The organism is Paraburkholderia sp. A3BS-1L, assembly GCF_051125215.1.
Lineage (GTDB): Bacteria > Pseudomonadota > Gammaproteobacteria > Burkholderiales > Burkholderiaceae > Paraburkholderia.
The window spans coordinates 589,522-606,547 of record NZ_CP120443.1 but is presented as its reverse complement, the minus strand read 5'-3'; the positions used below and the strand labels follow the sequence as shown (position 1 = coordinate 606,547).

The following is a 17,026-nucleotide window of genomic DNA, read 5'->3' as shown; positions in this document are numbered from 1 at the left end:
TGTCAGAATTATTCGTTTGTGACGCCGCGTCGCGACACGAGATAATTAGTCTAAACCGCCCCTCGATCCTTCCCCCATTTGCAGCATGTCGAACCTTGAAGCTTCAACCGACTCGGCCGCGGTCGCGCAACGCGTCCGCGAGTTGATGAGCCGTCATGGCATCGGCAAACGTCAGCAAACGACGGAGCTGTGCCGGATTCTCGACCTGAGCTTTTCGCAAGGGCATCGCAAGCTGCGCGGCAATAGCCCGTGGACGCTCGCGCAAATCAAGAAAGTCGCCGAGGCGTTCGACGAGCCCGCCGGGCAGTTATTCGGCGCGCAGCTGCTCGACCCCGGCACGGTGGGCGCGAGCGCGCAGGAAGCGCTGCTATGCGTGAGCGCCGTGGAGCTCGCCTGCACGGCCTGGATTGGCGCGCCCGTGGAGCCGGGCAGCCGCCCGGACTTCGTCGCCTACGAGAAGCAGGGCCAGTGGCGCGTGGTGCGCCCCGACGGCGCGCTGTACCAGAACGCGCGCGAAGTCCACAAGATCGAGATCTATCCGCGCCGCGCCGAGTCCGACAAGCCGCTCATCGCCGTGGTGGACGACGACCAGGCCTCCGCAGACAACCTGCGCGATTATCTCGAGCACAGCGGCTATGCGGCGCACGCGCTGTATGGCCTCGCCGCGTTCGAGCAGGCGCTGGAGCACAACGTGTTCGACGGCGTGGTGATCGACTGGCTGTTCGGCAGCCAGACTTCCGCCGGCGCCATTCGCCAGGTGCGCGCCTCCGAGAACCCCGACGCGCCCATCTTCGTGCTGACGGGCGAATTGCTGACGGGCAAGGCGAGCGAGTCGGAGATCAGTCAGGTGGTGCGTCACTACAACGTGGCGTGCTATGAAAAACCCGCGCGCATGGCGATTCTCGTCGCCGATCTTTCCAAGCGGCTCAATCGAGGCTGACGCCGCGGCTCACCACTTCAGTTGCCCCATCCTGCGTCGGCCGCTGCGTCTGCTCCATTGGCTGGCCAGCCGCGCTCGCGCCGCCCGCGGCTGCTGGAACGGGCCGCGCATTGAACGCGCGCAGCAGCGTCTTGCGCAGCACTTCGTAGTGCACCGGCTTGGGCAGCAGATCGAAGAACGGATTGCTGCTGTCGGCGGCGGTAGCCGCGAGCGCAGCCACGTCGGCGCTCACGGCGATCACGCGCGTGCGCCCGCCGCTGCCGCTCATCTCCTCGCTCCCGTCCCCACCCGCGCCCTCGCGCGCCTGCAACTCGGCCACGAATGCGTAGCCGTCGCGCCCCGGCATGTGCAGATCGAGCAGCACGACTTCGCACTGCGCCTCGTCGAGGCGGCCCAGCGCGCTGTCCGTGTCGGCGGCGGCGAGCGCCGCGTAGCCCATATGCGCAACCATCTCGCAGAGCGACTCGCGCACGAGCGGGTTGTCGTCCACGACCAGCACCTGCTGCTGCGCCTTGTCATGAGTTTGCGGCGCGGCCACCTCGGCTAGCGGCGCGGCAACCGCCGTGACGGGTATCGTCACCGTGAAGGTCGTGCCCTTTCCCACCCGGCTATCGGTGTCGATCGTGCCGCCGAACAGGTCGACGAGCCCGCGCACGATCGCCAGCCCCATGCCCGCGCCTTCGTAGCGGCGCGTGCTCGAGGTGTCGAGCTGCGTGAACTCCTTGAAGATGAGCGGAATCTGCGCGGCGGATACGCCCGCCCCGGTGTCGCTCACGATGATCGCTAACGTTTGCGCGAGCGGCACGCCGCCTGGCGCACTGCCCGGCGCACTGCCCGGCGCACTGCCCGGCGCACTGCCCGGCGTCACGCTGCCGGTGACGAACTCGATGCACACCGAGCCGCGCTCGGTATAGCGGATCGCGTTGGTCACGAGATTGTTGGCGATCTGGCGAATGCGGTGTGGATCGGCCACGAGCGTCTGATGCAGGCCGTGGCAGGCATGCTCGAACGCCAGACCGCGAACCCGCGCGGCCTGCTCGTTTTCGTCGACGATCGACTGAAGAAGCTCGCGCACGTCGAACGCTTCCTGGCGCAATTCGAGCTTGCCCGCGCCGAGGCGCGCGTAGTCGGTAAGGTCCCGCATTTGCGCTTCGAGCTGGCGCGCGGCGGTTTCGAGCCGCTGGATCACCTTGCTGTCCGCCTCGGAGTGCGAGTTGAAGCCGAGCAGTTCGATCGACGACACGATCGCATGGAGCGGCGTGCGCAATTCGTGGCTGATCATGCCGAGAAACGCGTCCTTGGCCATGCTTGCCTCGCGCGCGGCGCGGCTCGCCTGGGCCTCCGCCTCGAGCGCCGCGTGCTGCTGCCGGATCAGGCGCGTGCGCCGGTAGCCGTTCATCACGAGCAGCACCCCCGCAGCCGCCGACAGCATCAGCAGCACGATGCCCGCCGCGAACAGATCGCGGCGCTTGGCGATGAAGTCGCGCCGCATGCCCTCGCGCTCGGTCACGTCGGCAAAACGCCGGTTCAGCGCGAGATCGGTCACCTGGGTCCAGTGCGTGTCGAGCGCCATCAGCATGGGCACGGCGCGTTCGGGGTTGTCGGCGAGCGTGTCGATCTCGGCGTCGAACGGCGCAATGGCGACGTCGATCGCGGCAAGGTCGTCGTGCTGGCGCCGCATGAGGTCGGGCTTGCCCGCGAGCTCGCGCGTCGAGCCCTTCATCACGTTGAGCTTCGATTGCAGGACTTCGTAGCGCAGCCGCACCTTGTCGAGGTCGCGGTCGAGGCCATCGGCGTAGATCAGCAACTGGCTCTCGAAGCGCGCGTAGGCGATCTGCATCTGCGCGGCGTCCCAGTAGAGGCCGTCGTAGCTGCCGGTCAGGCGCTGCACCACGTTGGGATTGAGCAGGTTCGCGTAGAGCAGGTAGCCCACGGCCACCACCGGCGGCGCCAGCGCGGCAATCCAGATCAACACATGCAGCATGCGCCGCAACGGACGTCGCATCACCCTCTCACTGCTTGATGGTCATCGAAACGATCTGCCAGGCGAACTTGGCGTCGCCCGCCGCGCCGTCGAGCTCCTGCGGGAACTGGTCGCGCGGATAGACCAGGAACAGCGGGCCGAAATTGCTCACCTTCAGGCGCTGGCCGTTCATCTCGTAGGCCAGCACCGCGCCGTAGCGCGTGGCATCGGAAACGGGCACGACGCAGGTATAGTCGTCGATGGTGTGGATCTCGATCTGGCTGCCGTAAGCGCCCACGATGCTGAGCACGTCCGAGAGCAGCGGGCCCGTGAAGGTCGAGCGCGGCGTCCAGGTGGTCGACGTCACGATCGAATGCGGCGGCAGCTTGAGCAGCGCCTCGGCGCTGAAGTGCCATGCGGTGTGCGCGGCGTTGTTGGTCGCGCGCACCTCGCCGTTCACGTCGAGCTGGAGCGAATCGCCCGGGGCCGCCAGCGCAAGCCGGGGCGGGGCGGCCGCGGCCGCCAGCCATCCCGCGAGCGCGGCCGTGAAGCGCCTGCGTTCGAGGGAGGCGAGCCGGCCGGCCGGCCTGCGCTCCTCCCTGCGCTCTTGCCAGCCGTCTTGCACGACAACGGGTTCCTGCATCGCTCTTGCTCCCCTTGCGCAAATTCATGGTGCGGTCATGCGCCGGCCTGACGATCCGGCCCTTCGCGCCTGCTTGTGCCTGCTTGTGCCTGCTTGTGCCTGCTTGTGCCTTTGCGTGGCTCGCACCGCGCCGGTCTGCATGAGCTGGCAAGCATAGGCATAATATCGTCAAACATTGATCCAGCCATAGGTGTCTCGTTCGCCATCCGGTTCTCCCGTGCATGCTCCCGCAGCGCGCGGCGGCGCGGCGCAACGGACCGTCCTCGCACTGCCATTCCATGAACAAGCCCGTCGTCCCGCTCACTTACGAACAGCTCGACCATTGGGTCGAATCGCTGCAGCCGTTGCTGATCGAGGAGGATTTCGCCGCGGTCGTCGGCATCCTGCGCGGCGGCGCGCCGCTCGCGCTGATGGTTTCGCACGCAACCGGCGCGAACGTCGCGTTCCTGCGCTACTCGCGTGAAACGCGCGAAGTGCGCTGGGATTCCACGCTGCCCATGCCCGAGCCCGGCTCGAAAGTGCTGGTGTGCGAGGACATTGCAGGACGCGGCCACACACTCGTCGACTGCATTGCATTCCTGCGCGAGCACGGCCTCGTGGTGCGCACGCTCACCGGCGCCTACGACGACCTGAGCCGCCTGCGCCCCGACTATTCGATCGACGCGAGCGGCTATTTCGCGCTGTTCCCGTGGGAGCGCCAGGCCTACACCGACCGATACCGCGCCGACTGGACGCGCGACGGCGTGCGCGAAGGCACGGGCATGGCCAACGATCACGACTACACGGTCTATGCGATCGACCTAGACGGCATTCTCCTGCCTGACATTCCGCTCTCGCGCTACGACGAGGATCTCGAGGCGGCGCTCGCCGAGCGCGATGCGCTGCTGCCGCTCGAGCGCATCCCCGACATCGATCTGAAGCATGCGCGCGCAATCATCACGGGACGCCCCGAGATCGATCGCGAGCGCACCCAGGCCTGGCTCGACCGGCACGGCTTCGGGCATCTGGAGCTGATGATGCGCGCCCCGGGCGAGCACGACGACACGCCTTCGGGCGCGGCCGGGCACAAGGCCGCAGCCGCGGTGCGCTGCGGCGTGACGCATTTCATTGAGAGCGATCCGGTGCAGGCCATCTATATCGCGCGGCGCGCGCCGCTGTTGCGCGTGATCTGGTGGAATGCCCAGGTGCGCGTGGGCACGCTGATCGGCGCTTCGGCCTGGGGTTGAGGCGCGCGGCGCTCCGGCTCCTTCCCGCGCGCAGCCGCTGCCGGCTTTTCCCGCGCCGCTATTGCGCGCGTGCCTCGCGCCTCCCGCCCGGCCCGGCGCGCTCGCCGGACGCCGCCGGATCATGCCCTATCGCCCGCGCGGCGCGCGCCGACGCCACCACGATCAGCTTCATCGTCGCCCGCGTCGCGCCCACGAAAAGCTTGCGCGCGGTGCGCTCGTCGAGCGTCTCGAAGTCGACATCGGTGAGGATCACACAGGGCGCCGACTGCCCCTTGAAGCGATAGATCGAATCGACCAGCACGTCGCCGTCGCGATACTGCGGATTGCCGAACAGGTCGTATTGCCCCGTGAAGCTGCGCAGCCGGTGCGGCCCCAGGTGGTCGAGCGCCGTGAAGTGCGAGTGCTCGCGGCCCCGGAACGACAGCACCACGATGTCCTGCTTGCGAAAGCCGAACGAGAGCGCCTGGGTGATGGCGCGCTTGGTCGCCGCCGCCACGGCGCTCTCCTGCGCGAGCGCAGCGCCTTGCTCGGCGCGCTCGTCCCATACGGCAAACGTGACCTCCGAACCGTCGAACGGGCTGCCCGCAACCAGTTGCGCGAGCGCGGGCGCGGCCTCACCCGCCGCCTCGCGCAGAAACGCGAGGATGTCGCGCGGACTGCGGTAATTGGTGGTCTCGCGCAGCACGGTCCAGCCTGGCAAGGCCACCGGCTCGCGCACATAGAGGTTCTGCAACGGGTCTTCGAGCCACCACCACGCCGCGCCGGGCCGCAGCAGCCGCGCGAGCGCATCGACCCATGCCGGCTGGAAATCCTGGCCCTCGTCGACGATCACCACGTCGAACTGCCAGCGCGCGTCGACGGGCGCCTGCGCGAAACGCCGCTCCAGATCGTCGAAGACATTGGCGCCCTCGAAGTCGGGTACGTGGCCGCTGTCGCGCGAAACCCAGTCGCATAGCTGATGGTAGTTGGCCACTTTCGCCTCGGGCGGCGCGACCTTCGCTATGTGATCGGCGAGCGGCCGGTTGAAGCACACATAGAGCGTGCGCGCGCCGCGCGCGACGGTGTCCTTCATCACCTGCAACGCGAGCTGCGTCTTGCCCGAGCCGGCCGTGCCGATCACGCGCAGGCGAAACGGCTCGAACTCGAGGCGCCGCGCCCAGCTGGCGAGCCCGCCCGCCAGACGCGTGACAAGCGTGCCAGCCGTGCCCACCAGCGCGCTCGCGTCGGGGGTGAGCGAGAGCTCGTCGGCGAGAAAATGATGGATCTTCGCGGCGCTCGGCAGGCGCGGCTCGTCGGCGGGCAACGCCTCGCGCACGATGGCCGCGAGCTGCGACTTGCGCGTGGCGTCGACGATGCGGGAGGGCTGCACGCCCGCGATCGCCGGCTCGCGCACCACGTGGTCGGGACAGTAAAAGAGCGCTTCGAGACCGTAGTTGCCCGCGCCGAACGCGGCCGTGAAGCGCCGGTGCAATCGTTCCACCGTGCGCGCGAGCCCGACCGCGACATTGCGCTCGGTTTGCAGATACGCCTTCACGAGACCGTTTTTCGTCTCGCGCAGAAAGCCGGTGCGTTGCTCGACGATCAGCGCGCGCCCGGACGGGCTCACGATCACGAAGTCCGCTTCGCCGAACACGGAGAACCCTTCCACGATGCGCGTCCAGTGCACGCCGTGGTAGACGGTGTAGCCAGCGGGCAGACCGCGCTCGAACAGCGCGAGCGTCTCGCGTTCGCGCGCGGCCGCGCCGGTCGCTTCCAGATGCTGCCAGTCGTCGGGGACAATGCGAGCCATGGGCGGTTCTCGTCGCGCGGTGAGTCGGGTTGGGCCGGGTTCGGCCGGGTTCGGCCTGACTCGGGGTGGGCGTGGGTTGAGTGGGCTGCGGCTATTCTACGGATGAGGCCGGGCGCATGTGCGAACAAGCTTAATCGCTGACGCCCCTGCGTTGCCCGATTTGCAACTGTGCCCGCTGCACTGCCATGACTTCCGTATCAATGCGCTGGCCGAGAACAGCAGGGTCAACTCCGCATTGACTGCCTGGACTGCGCGCTGGCGCGATGCCTCGATCAATGCACAAATGTCACCCAGCAGCGTTGCAGACTCCGCGGTGACGCTAAAGATGTCTTTCGGCGGGTCATGCCACTGGCAGCCCCTCTCGTTGCGCCCGGATCGTGTATCGTTGCTATCTTTGCGGCAAAGGAGAAAGCGCCGGATGATCAAGATCTGGGGACGCGCCAATTCGGTGAACGTCCAGAAAGTGCTGTGGTGTTGCGACGAACTCGTGCTGCCGTTCGAACGTATCGACGCGGGCGGCCAGTTCGGCCATCTCGACGACCCGTCCTACCTCGCGATGAATCCGAACGGCAAGATTCCGACCCTTGCGGACGGCAGTTTCGTGCTGTGGGAATCGAACGCGATCGTCCGTTATCTGGCGATGGAATACGGCCCCTCGAGCCTGCTCTACCCCACCGACCCGAAGGTGCGCGCCTCGATCGAGCGCTGGCTCGACTGGTCGATCGGCACGCTCGCGCCCGCCGAGCGGCCGCTCTTTCTCGCGCTCGTGCGCACGCCGCCGGAAAAGCGCGACCCCGCAAAGATCGAAGCCGATGTGCAAAACGTGGCCGCGTTGTGGACGCTGCTCGACCGCCATCTGCAAGGCCGCTTCTTCCTCGAGAACGAGCGCTTCTCACTCGCCGACATCGTGCTGGGCGCGTACGCGCGGCGCTGGTTCGGGCTCGAAGGCATCGAGCGGCCCGCGCTGCCGAATCTCGAGCGCTGGTATCAGCGCCTCGCGCAGCGCCAGGGCTTTCGCAAGTACATCGATCTGCCGCTGACCTGAGCCGTCTCGGGGCGCGCCGGCGCACGCGCGACGCGCCCCGTATAATCGCAGCATGAAGACAGCCAAACCGTCCATCAGCGCCGCGGCCTCGCACGGCCACGCGCACGATCATCCGCTTGATCACGATCGCGCTCACGAGGCGCACGATCACGGTCACGGCGCGGGTGGCGTGAACGGAGTTGCGGGCGGGGTTGCGGGTATTGCAGGCGCACCGCTCGAAAACGCGCTTGCGATGGCCGAGACCTACTGCCGCGAGCGCGGCGAGAAACTCACGCCAATCCGCCGCAAGGTGCTCGAGTTGCTGCTCGCCTCGGGCCGCGCCACCAAAGCCTATTCGCTGCTCGACGAAATGCGCCAGATCCATCCGGGATCGGCACCGCCCACGGTTTATCGCGCCCTCGACTTCCTGCTAACAGCGGGGCTCATCCACCGCATCGAGTCGATCAACGCGTTTGCCGTCTGCCACGACCTCACGCAATGCCAGCACGGCATTCTCGTGGTGTGCCAGCAATGCGGCAACGTCACGGAACTCCACGAGCCCAAGCTTCGCCAGGCGCTGGTCGCGCAAATAGAAGCGGCGGGTTACCGCCTCTCCGGCGACGGCATCGAGCTCAAGGGCGTCTGCGCGCAATGCCAGACCGCCGATGCGGCAACTGCCGAAACGGCCGCCGAACGCACGCAGGCCGCCGCACAGCCCTGAAGCGGCACCAGGAGACCTTGACCTCGAGCCTGACCGGCGCCGGACCACCACCCGGCGTCGCGAAAGCACTTGTCAGGGCATCTGGCGCGCGTCGATTGCGTCGCTCAGCAGCGCCACCAGCGCCTCGGGCCGTGCCGGCTTGGTCATGAAGTGCTGAAAGCCCTCGCCGATGCTGCGCAGACGCCAGCTTTCGTCGGTATGGCCCGTGAGCGCCACCGCCACAACCGGGGCATGATCGCCGCGGATCTCATGATCGCGCAGTCGCTGGATCAGGTAGAAGCCGTCCATCGCGGGCAGGTCCAGGTCGCAGACCACGGCGTCGGGCAGCAGGCTCAGCGCCGCTTCGATACCCGTTTCCGCGTCCTCCACCGCCACGACCCTGGCCCCTTCGGATTCCAGCAGCGAGGTCAGGGAGTCCCGGCTTTGCGGGTCGTCTTCGACCAGCACGATGGTCGTCTGGTCGAGCTTGTGTACTGCGTTCATTGTGTTTGCTTGAGTGCCATTCTGTCTGTTTCGCGTGCCGCGCGGCGCAATGGGCGCGCGGCACGCAGCGGGCAACACACTACGGGCAACGTGCCCGATCGCCCAATTAGAGCAATCCCGATGCCGCGCGTTCAACGATGCGACGCGCACGATAGCCGCAGTCGGCGTCAAGCCGATGACAGCCGCGCCGGCTTGCCTTGCGCCTTGCCGGTTTTCGCGAACGCCTCGAGCGCCCGCTCGCGCGCCGCCTCATGCGCCACCAACGGATGCGGATAATCCACGCCAAGCCGCACGCCGGCCGCCGCCAGCTCTTGCGCGCTCGCCTTCCAGGGCTGATGGATCAGCCGGTCGGGCAGCAACGCAAGCTCGGGCACCCATTTCCTGACATACGCGCCGCGCGGGTCGAACTTCTGACCCTGCAATACGGGATTGAAGATGCGAAAGTATGGCGCGGCGTCGACGCCCGAGCCGGCGACCCACTGCCAGTTGGCCGGGTTGCTGGCCGGGTCGGCATCGACGAGGGTGTCCCAGAACCACTGCTCGCCTGCGCGCCAGTCCAGCAGCAGATGCTTGGTCGCGAACGAGGCGGTCACCATGCGCACGCGGTTGTGCATCCAGCCGGTGCGCCACAGCTCGCGCATGCCGGCGTCGACGAATGGGTAGCCCGTCAGGCCGCGCTGCCAAGCGTGCAGGCCGCGGGCATCGCGGCGCCAGGGCATGGCATCGAATGCCGGACGCAGGTTGCGCCGTGCCAGATCGGGGTAGTGGTAGCGCTGGTAGTAGCAGAACTCCCGCCATCCCAGCTCGCTGGCGAATTTTTCCGCGCTGGCTTCGCGGCGCGCGGACGAGCCCGCCGCGCCGTCGGATTGCGCGGCCCGCAGCGCTGCATACAGTTGGCGCGGCGAGAGCGCGCCCACGCGCAAATACGGCGACAGGCGGCTGGTTGCCGCGAGATCCGGCGCGTCGCGCTCGCCTGCGTAGGCCTCGAAATCGTCGGAGAAAAACGCGCGCAGACGTTCGAGCGCGGCCTCCTCGCCCGCCGGCCACGCTTCGCGCAGGCCTGCGGCCCAGTCGGGCTTGCGCGGAGCAAGGCCGAGATCGTCGAGCGTGGATGCGAGCCGGGCAAGACGTGCCGGTAGCGATTGAAAATTCCACCGTTGCGGTGCGCTGCCCGGCAACGGCGGATCGCCGGCGCGCCGGCACGCACGCCACCAGGCCGAAAACACCTGGAAGGGCTCGCCGGCCTGGTTGAGCACCGTCCACGGCTCATAAAGGAGCGTTGCGTTGAAGCTCTCGGCCGTCAGCCCGCGCTCGCGCAGCCCCGCCTTCAGGCGCGCATCGCCGTCGCGCTCCTGGCCGCCGTAGCGTCGGTTCCAGAAGACGCAGGCCGCGCCGCTCGCCGCGACGCATGCCTGCAGCGCCTCGCTCTCGGCGCCTTGCATCAGCAGGAGCCGGCCGCCGCGCTCGCGCAGCGCCGCGTCGAGCGCGGCCAGCGTTTCGTGCAGCCACCAGCGCGCCGCGCCCCCGGGCGCTCGTTCGCCGGCCGCTTGGGGATCATGAATATAGAGGCAGATCAGCGGCCGTCCCGTGGCGGCCGCACGGGCCAGCGCGGGGTGATCGGCGAGGCGCAGATCGTCGCGGAACCAGACGACGACGGGAGCATGAGCGGAGTGTGCGGAAGTCAGAATGAACCTCGATCGAACAAATGCCGCTATGCGGCGATGAGTTGCCCTCGCGCCGGCTTGCGGGCTAAGCGGGCCGGATGCCCTGCGTGATGAGCGCCACGGCGTGGCGCGCGATCTCCTCGGCGCCCACGCGCCGCGGCACCAGGTCGTCGCGCCACACCTGCGCGGTGGCGAGGGGCAGCAGCGTCAGCCCGAGCAGCGACTGGAACAGCAACGAAGGCTCCAGCGCCGCGTTGAGCTTGCCTTCGCGCTGCCAGCGCTCGATCGCTTCGTGCGCGGCGCGCTGGTGCTCGTCGCCGTAGCGCTCGCGCATGCGCTGGCGCAGCAAACCGCCCTCGCTGATCACCTCGCGCACCCACAGCGGCGCGAACCACGGGTGCGTCTGCCCCACCTCCACGAAGCGCTGCGTGAGCGCCGTGAGCGCGGCCACGGGGTCGTCGGGCCAGGCTTCGAGCCAGCCGCCCATGGCCGAGCGCAACGGCACGAAACGCTCGTCGATGATCACGTCGATGAGCTGGTCGCGGGTCTTGAAATAATAGTGCACCATTGCCGGCGTAACACCGGCCTCGCGTGCGATCGCGGCCAGCGTCGTATCGACGATGCCCTGCCGCGCGAACAGCGCGAGCGCCACGGCAATCAGACGCTCGCGCTGCCCGGCGCCGGCCTGGCCGCCGCTCGGGCGGCCAGGCCGGCGCGGCGCGGACTTGCCGGCGGCAGGGCTGGCAGCAGGCGTGCCGCCCGTTGCAGCAACGGATGGATGGGCGTGCGGGGACGCCGCCCGCGAGCCGGACTCTTTCATCGGATTACGCTCACGTTTTCAGGTTTTGACGACCATCAAGAATTATCCTAATATTAATTTTCAAGTTAATTAATTTCAAGATCGAAAGCGGTGCCTGACGCGTTCGGGCGCCGCCGAACTTCCCCGATGGCTCCCCCATGCAAGACACCGCACAAGACGTCGTCCGGTCCGCGACCGCCGGGCATCCGCCGATCCGGCTGCTGTTTCCCGCGCTGCTGCTCGTCATGCTGCTTGCCGCGCTCGACCAGACCATCGTGTCGACGGCGCTGCCTACCATCGTCGGCGAGCTGGGCGGGCTCGACCGGCTCTCGTGGGTCGTGACCGCCTATCTGCTCACGTCCACCATCGTGGTGCCGCTCTACGGCAAGCTCGGCGACCTGTACGGCCGCAAGATCGTGCTGCAGGCGGCCATCGTCATTTTCCTCATCGGTTCCGCGCTATGCGGCGTGGCGCAAAACATGGCGCAGCTCATCGCGCTGCGCGCACTCCAGGGCGTGGGCGGCGGCGGTCTCATGGTCGTGACGATGGCCGCCATCGGCGACGTCATTTCTCCTGCGCAGCGCGGCAAGTACCAAGGCCTGTTCGGCGGCGTGTTCGGCCTCGCCACGGTGGTCGGGCCGCTGCTCGGCGGCTTTCTCGTCGAGCACCTCTCGTGGCGCTGGATCTTCTACATCAATCTGCCGCTGGGCGCGGTGGCGCTCGCCGTGATCGGCGCCGTGTTCAAGCCGCGCGTCGCGCACGTGAAGCACGTGATCGACTATATGGGCGCGGCGTGGCTTGCCGCCGCTCTCACCTGCCTGATCCTCTTCACGAGCGAGGGCGGCTCGCTGCTGCCGTGGAGTTCGCCGCAACTGTGGCTCACGCTGGTGCTCGGCGCGGTGTCGGTGGCGGGGTTCATCCACGAGGAGAAGCATGCCCTCGAGCCCATCATGCCGCTCGAACTCTTTCGCGAGCGCACCTTCGTGCTGTCGAGCCTGATCGGCTTTATCGTGGGCGTTTCGCTGTTCGGCTCGGTCACGTTCCTGCCGCTCTATCTGCAGGTCGTGAAGGGCTCGACGCCTTCGGAAGCCGGCATGCAAATGTTGCCGATGATGGGCGGCGTGCTGACGATGTCGGTCATCTCGGGCCGGATCATCAGCAAGATCGGCAAGTACCGCGTGTTTCCAATTGTGGGCACCGCGCTCGTGGCCGCCGCGATGATGTTGCTCGCGCAACTACACATCGAAACGCCGCTCGCGCGCATGTATCTCTATATGGGACTGCTCGGTTGCGGGCTCGGCATGGTGATGCAAGTGCTGATTCTCGCGGTGCAGAACACCGTCGCGTTCAGGCACATGGGCGTGGCCACTTCGGGCGCGACGCTGTTTCGCTCGATTGGCGGCTCGGTGGGCGTGGCCGCGTTCGGCGCGGTGTTCTCGCATGGCCTGAGCGCGCGCCTCGCTTCCCTGCTCGCGAGCGGCGTCGAACTGCCCCAGCCGCTCACGCCCGATGCGATCCATCATCTGCCAGACACGGTGCGCGTCCAGTATCTCGAGGCCTTCGCGGGTGCGCTGCACACGGTTTATTTTTCGGCTGCGTGCGTGGTCGTGCTGGCGTTCGCGCTGGCCTGGCTGCTACGCGACGTGCCGCTGCGCAAGCATCCTTGAGCGGCACGTCTTGCTTACCGCATTGCTTACGTTTTCTGGAAAAAATATTACGATTGGCTAAAATCCTGTAGCCGCACGCCTGACAGGGCGACGCGCGCACCACGACGCAATCGCACGCGACGCTCACTCCGCCGTCGTGCCCCAAAGTGCAATATCAGGCGCATTTACAGGAAAAGACCAACTCATGAACGTCAAGACCGAGCTAGCCGTGCCCAGCGCGCACGACACCAGGAGACGTGTGCTCGCCATTGTCGGCGCTTCTTCGGGCAATCTCGTCGAGTGGTTCGACTTCTACATCTACTCGTTCTGCGCGCTGTATTTCGCGCCCGCCTTCTTCCCCAGCGGCAACACCACGACGCAGTTGCTGAACACCGCCGGCGTGTTCGCGGCCGGCTTCCTGATGCGCCCGATCGGCGGCTGGCTGTTCGGCCGCATCGCCGACCGGCACGGCCGCCGCGCCGCGATGATGATCTCGGTGCTGATGATGTGCGGCGGCTCGCTCGTCATCGCGGCACTGCCCACTTACGCGCAGATCGGCTCGTTCGCACCGCTGCTGCTGCTCGTGGCGCGCCTGTTCCAGGGGCTTTCGGTGGGCGGCGAGTACGGCACCAGCGCGACCTACATGAGCGAGGTCGCGCTCAAGGGCCGGCGCGGTTTCTTCGCCTCGTTCCAGTACGTGACGCTGATCGGCGGGCAGCTCTGCGCGCTGCTCGTGCTCGTGATCCTGCAGCAGACGCTCTCGACCGCCGAGCTCAAGGCCTGGGGCTGGCGCATTCCGTTCGTGGTGGGCGCGGCCGCCGCGCTGATCTCGCTGTATCTGCGCAAGTCGCTCGACGAGACCTCCACGAGCGAATCGCGCCACAAGAAGGACGCGGGCACGATTCGCGGCGTGTGGCAGCACAAGGGCGCGTTCCTCACCGTGGTGGGCTTCACCGCGGGCGGATCGCTGATCTTCTACACGTTCACGACCTACATGCAGAAGTACCTCGTGAACACGGCCGGCATGCACGCGAAAACCGCCAGCAACGTGATGACTGCCGCGCTCTTCGTGTACATGCTGCTGCAGCCCGTGTTCGGTTCGTTTTCCGACAAGATCGGCCGCCGCATGTCGATGATCCTGTTCGGCATCTTCTCGGTGCTCGGCACGGTGCCGCTCATGCACGCGCTCAAGGACGTGTCGAACCCCTACGCGGCGTTCGGGCTCATCGTGGTCGCGCTCGCGATCGTGAGCTTCTACACGTCGATCAGCGGCCTCATCAAGGCGGAGATGTTCCCACCCGAAGTGCGCGCGATGGGCGTGGGCCTCTCGTATGCGGTGGCCAACGCGATCTTCGGCGGCTCGGCCGAGTATGTGGCGCTGTGGTTCAAGTCGGTCGGCAGCGAATCGACTTTCTATTGGTACGTGACCGCCCTGTGCGCGATCTCGCTGATCGTGTCGTGGCGCATGCGCGACCCGAGCAAGGAAGGGTATCTGCGCCACGAGCCTTGATTTGGCGGATTCAAGCAGATTCAAGCGGGCTCGGTGCTCTCGTGCCTGGCCCGCTCCATTGCACGCTGCACCGTTTCGTAGACCTTCGGCCGATTGCACTGCGAAACGTTGAAGCGCAAGAACCCGCCCGCGCTGCGAGACACACTGAAGACGTTGCCCGGCGCGAGCACCACGCCATGCGCGAGCGCCTCGCGCGCGACCCGCGCGGCGTCTAGTCCGCCGGGCAATTGCGCCCATATCAGCATGCCCGCCTGCGGGCGCGTCCACGCCGTGATGCCCACCGCCGCCAGACGCCGCAGCGTCTCGCCCATCGCATCGGCAAGCTTCGCGCGCAAGCCGTCCAGATAGCGCCGGTACGTGCCGTCCACCAGCAGCCGCTGCACGAGATCGGCGGCCAGTTCCCCATTGCCGAACGACACCGACAATTTCAGGTCGACGAGCGGTTCGATCCAGTCCGCGCGCGCCGCGATATAGCCGCAGCGCGCCGCCGCCGTCATCGTCTTCGAAAAGCTGCCGATGGCCACCACGCGTCCGAGGCCGTCGAACGCGGCGAGGCGCGGCGCCGGATCGGTCTCGAAGTCGGCGAAGATATCGTCCTCGACGATCAGCAGGTCGTGCTCCTCGGCGAGCTTGAGCAGCCGGTGCGCAACCGCGGGCGCGAGCGTCGCGCCGGTGGGGTTGTGGGTCGCCGAGTTGGTCACGTAAAGACGCGGGCGATGCTCGGCGAGCACGCGCGCGAACGCCGCGAGATCAGGGCCCGTGGGCGTGAACGGCACGCTCACGACCTTCACGCGATGCACGCGCAACAGCGCCTGGAAGTTGAAATAGCACGGGTCGTCGACGACCACGGTATCGCCGGGCTCGAGCAGAAAGCGGCACAAAAGGTCGAGCGCCTGGCTGCCGCCGTCGGTGAGCACGATCTGCTCCGGCGCGGCTTCCACGCCATGCTGCGCGAGCCGCCATGCGAGTTGCTGGCGCAGCGCCGGCAGGCCGAGCGGCGAAGCATAGTCGGTGAGCTGGGCGTGCGGATCGCGGGCGATCGCGCGCAGCGCACGCCGCACGGCCTCCTGCGGCAGCCACGACGCGGGCAGCCAGCCGCAGCCCGGCCGCAGCGCGCGCGCATCGGTTTCGAGCGACTGGCGCGTGAGCCAGAGCGGGTCGATCTCGCGGTCGAGGCGCGGGCCCGCCGCGCCGACCGAACCCAAGAGCCCGCGCGCCGCGAATGTGCCGGGCGCTCCGTAAGCTCCGAGCGCGCCCGGCAGCGCGTGCGCCGCCACGAAAAAGCCGGAGCCGCGCCGGGCAATCAGCGTGCCTTCGGCCACCAGCCGCTCGTACGCCTCCACCACCGTCGATTTCGACACGCCGATCTGCTCGCTCGTCATGCGGATCGACGGCACGCGCGCGCCCGCCGCCAGCGCGCGCGAGGCGATGCGCTCGCGCAACGCCTGCATCACCTGCTCGACGCGAGTCAGCGCGAGGATGCCTGTCTGCCGGGTGTTTTCCATCTGTACTGCTCCGTGTTCAATACAGTTTGTCCATATTGTACTGATCCTTGGCTTACCGGTTCGCCGCTGCTCGCGCATGATGCACCGATTCGCCCAAGCTCTTTTCGACCACGGCTCATGCGCAAATCTCTCGACTCCACCACCGACGGCTGGCTCTGCGGCCTCGCGGGCGTGCTGATCTTCAGCGGCTCGCTGCCCGCCACGCGTCTGGCCGTGCTCGGCCTCGACCCGCTCTTTCTCACCGGCGCGCGCGCCACGCTCGCGGGCGCGCTCGGCGCGCTGCTGCTGCTCGTCTTGCGCGCGCCCCGGCCCGAGCGGCGCGAGATCTGGCCACTCGTGATCGTGGCGCTCGGCGTGGTGGTGGGCTTTCCGCTGCTCACCGCGCTCGCGCTGCGCCATGTGAGCTCGGCGCACGCGATCGTGTTCGTCGGCCTTTTGCCGCTCGCCACGGCGATCTTCGGCGTGCTGCGCGCCGGCGAGCGTCCGCAGCCCGCGTTCTGGGTCTTCTCGGCGATCGGCAGCGGCGCCGTGGTCGCGTTCGCGCTGCGTCACGGCGTGGACGCCTCGCCCGTCGGCGACGCGCTGATGCTGGCCGCCATCGTCGCCTGCGGGCTGGGCTATGCCGAAGGCGCGCGGCTCTCGCGGCGTCTCGGCGGCTGGCAGGTGATCTGCTGGGCGCTCGTGATCTCGCTGCCCGTTATGGCGCCGCTCGCGTGGGCGTTCCTGCCTGCTTCGTTCGCGGCGGTGAGCGCGGCTTCGTGGTGGGGGCTCGCCTATGTGTCGCTTTTCAGCATGCTGATCGGCTTCGTGTTCTGGTATCGCGGCCTCGCGCTCGGCGGCATTGCGGGCGTGGGCCAGCTGCAATTGCTGCAGCCGTTCTTCGGCTTCGTGCTTGCGGCGCTGCTGCTGCACGAAGCGGTGCCGCCCGCGATGATCGCCGTGACGGCCGTGGTGATCGGCTGCGTGGCGGGGGCGCGCCGCTTCGGGCGCCGTGCCGCGGCGTCGACTCGCGCGCCGCAGGCGCAGCGCGGTTGACGTCGGCGCCCGTGGCGCGCCATTTTTGACGCGCTTCATTTCGCTGCCTACCCGAGGCATAGTGAACGGCGTTGCCGC

At 67.8% G+C, this 17,026-nt stretch carries 14 protein-coding genes; 7 read left to right on the top strand and 7 right to left on the bottom strand.

Annotation, left to right across the window (positions count from 1 at the left end; translation table 11 throughout):
* Nucleotides 1-85: 85 nt before the first annotated feature.
* Entirely contained in the window at nucleotides 86-940 is an 855-nt protein-coding gene (locus P5W99_RS17935) for a helix-turn-helix domain-containing protein (protein WP_421026526.1), read from the top strand.
* Here the strand turns inward: P5W99_RS17935 and P5W99_RS17930 are convergent.
* The gene (locus tag P5W99_RS17930; protein ID WP_434664078.1) at nucleotides 927-2,945 is read right to left on the bottom strand and encodes an ATP-binding response regulator; all 2,019 of its coding nucleotides are present in this window, start codon (nucleotides 2,943-2,945) and stop codon (nucleotides 927-929) included. The genes P5W99_RS17935 and P5W99_RS17930 overlap by 14 nt on opposite strands.
* A gap of 7 nt (nucleotides 2,946-2,952) precedes the next feature.
* Entirely contained in the window at nucleotides 2,953-3,546 is a 594-nt protein-coding gene (locus P5W99_RS17925; RefSeq protein WP_421026524.1) for a molybdopterin-dependent oxidoreductase, read from the bottom strand.
* A gap of 278 nt (nucleotides 3,547-3,824) precedes the next feature.
* Here P5W99_RS17925 and P5W99_RS17920 point away from each other — a divergent pair, with 278 nt between their 5' ends.
* Complete coding sequence (locus P5W99_RS17920; RefSeq protein WP_421026523.1) at nucleotides 3,825-4,772, top strand: phosphoribosyltransferase; 948 nt, start codon at nucleotides 3,825-3,827, stop codon at nucleotides 4,770-4,772.
* 58 nt (nucleotides 4,773-4,830) lie between these two features.
* On the opposite strand, the gene P5W99_RS17915 is transcribed toward P5W99_RS17920, so the two are convergent.
* A complete protein-coding gene (locus P5W99_RS17915; RefSeq protein ID WP_434664074.1) occupies nucleotides 4,831-6,561 on the bottom strand; it encodes an ATP-binding domain-containing protein in 1,731 nt (576 codons plus the stop codon).
* A 418-nt stretch (nucleotides 6,562-6,979) separates the two neighbouring features.
* Between P5W99_RS17915 and P5W99_RS17910 the strand changes: the two genes are divergently transcribed.
* Together P5W99_RS17910 and P5W99_RS17905 are read left to right on the top strand one after the other, a co-directional pair.
* A complete protein-coding gene (locus P5W99_RS17910; RefSeq protein WP_421026521.1) occupies nucleotides 6,980-7,606 on the top strand; it encodes a glutathione S-transferase family protein in 627 nt (208 codons plus the stop codon).
* Between the two features lie 52 nt (nucleotides 7,607-7,658).
* A complete protein-coding gene (locus tag P5W99_RS17905; RefSeq protein WP_421026520.1) occupies nucleotides 7,659-8,306 on the top strand; it encodes a Fur family transcriptional regulator in 648 nt (215 codons plus the stop codon).
* A 72-nt stretch (nucleotides 8,307-8,378) separates the two neighbouring features.
* Here the strand turns inward: P5W99_RS17905 and P5W99_RS17900 are convergent, their stop codons facing one another.
* The 3 genes from P5W99_RS17900 to P5W99_RS17890 all read right to left on the bottom strand — a co-directional run bounded on the left by P5W99_RS17900 (nucleotide 8,379) and on the right by P5W99_RS17890 (nucleotide 11,273).
* A complete protein-coding gene (locus P5W99_RS17900) occupies nucleotides 8,379-8,789 on the bottom strand; it encodes a response regulator (RefSeq protein WP_035533084.1) in 411 nt (136 codons plus the stop codon).
* Between the two features lie 167 nt (nucleotides 8,790-8,956).
* A complete protein-coding gene (locus P5W99_RS17895) occupies nucleotides 8,957-10,477 on the bottom strand; it encodes a cryptochrome/photolyase family protein (protein WP_421027062.1) in 1,521 nt (506 codons plus the stop codon).
* A gap of 61 nt (nucleotides 10,478-10,538) precedes the next feature.
* The gene (locus P5W99_RS17890) at nucleotides 10,539-11,273 is read right to left on the bottom strand and encodes a TetR/AcrR family transcriptional regulator (RefSeq protein WP_421026519.1); all 735 of its coding nucleotides are present in this window, start codon (nucleotides 11,271-11,273) and stop codon (nucleotides 10,539-10,541) included.
* 137 nt (nucleotides 11,274-11,410) lie between these two features.
* On the opposite strand from P5W99_RS17890, the gene P5W99_RS17885 reads away from it, so the two are divergent.
* Together P5W99_RS17885 and P5W99_RS17880 are read left to right on the top strand one after the other, a co-directional pair.
* Nucleotides 11,411-12,919: an MDR family MFS transporter gene (locus P5W99_RS17885; RefSeq protein ID WP_421026518.1), complete on the top strand. Its 1,509-nt coding sequence runs from the start codon at nucleotides 11,411-11,413 to the stop codon at nucleotides 12,917-12,919.
* Between the two features lie 184 nt (nucleotides 12,920-13,103).
* The gene (locus P5W99_RS17880; RefSeq protein WP_421026517.1) at nucleotides 13,104-14,408 is read left to right on the top strand and encodes an MFS family transporter; all 1,305 of its coding nucleotides are present in this window, start codon (nucleotides 13,104-13,106) and stop codon (nucleotides 14,406-14,408) included.
* A 20-nt stretch (nucleotides 14,409-14,428) separates the two neighbouring features.
* Here the strand turns inward: P5W99_RS17880 and P5W99_RS17875 are convergent, their stop codons facing one another.
* Entirely contained in the window at nucleotides 14,429-15,913 is a 1,485-nt protein-coding gene (locus P5W99_RS17875; protein WP_421026516.1) for a PLP-dependent aminotransferase family protein, read from the bottom strand.
* 117 nt (nucleotides 15,914-16,030) lie between these two features.
* Here P5W99_RS17875 and P5W99_RS17870 point away from each other — a divergent pair, with 117 nt between their 5' ends.
* A complete protein-coding gene (locus tag P5W99_RS17870; RefSeq protein WP_421026515.1) occupies nucleotides 16,031-16,948 on the top strand; it encodes a DMT family transporter in 918 nt (305 codons plus the stop codon).
* Nucleotides 16,949-17,026: the final 78 nt, after the last annotated feature.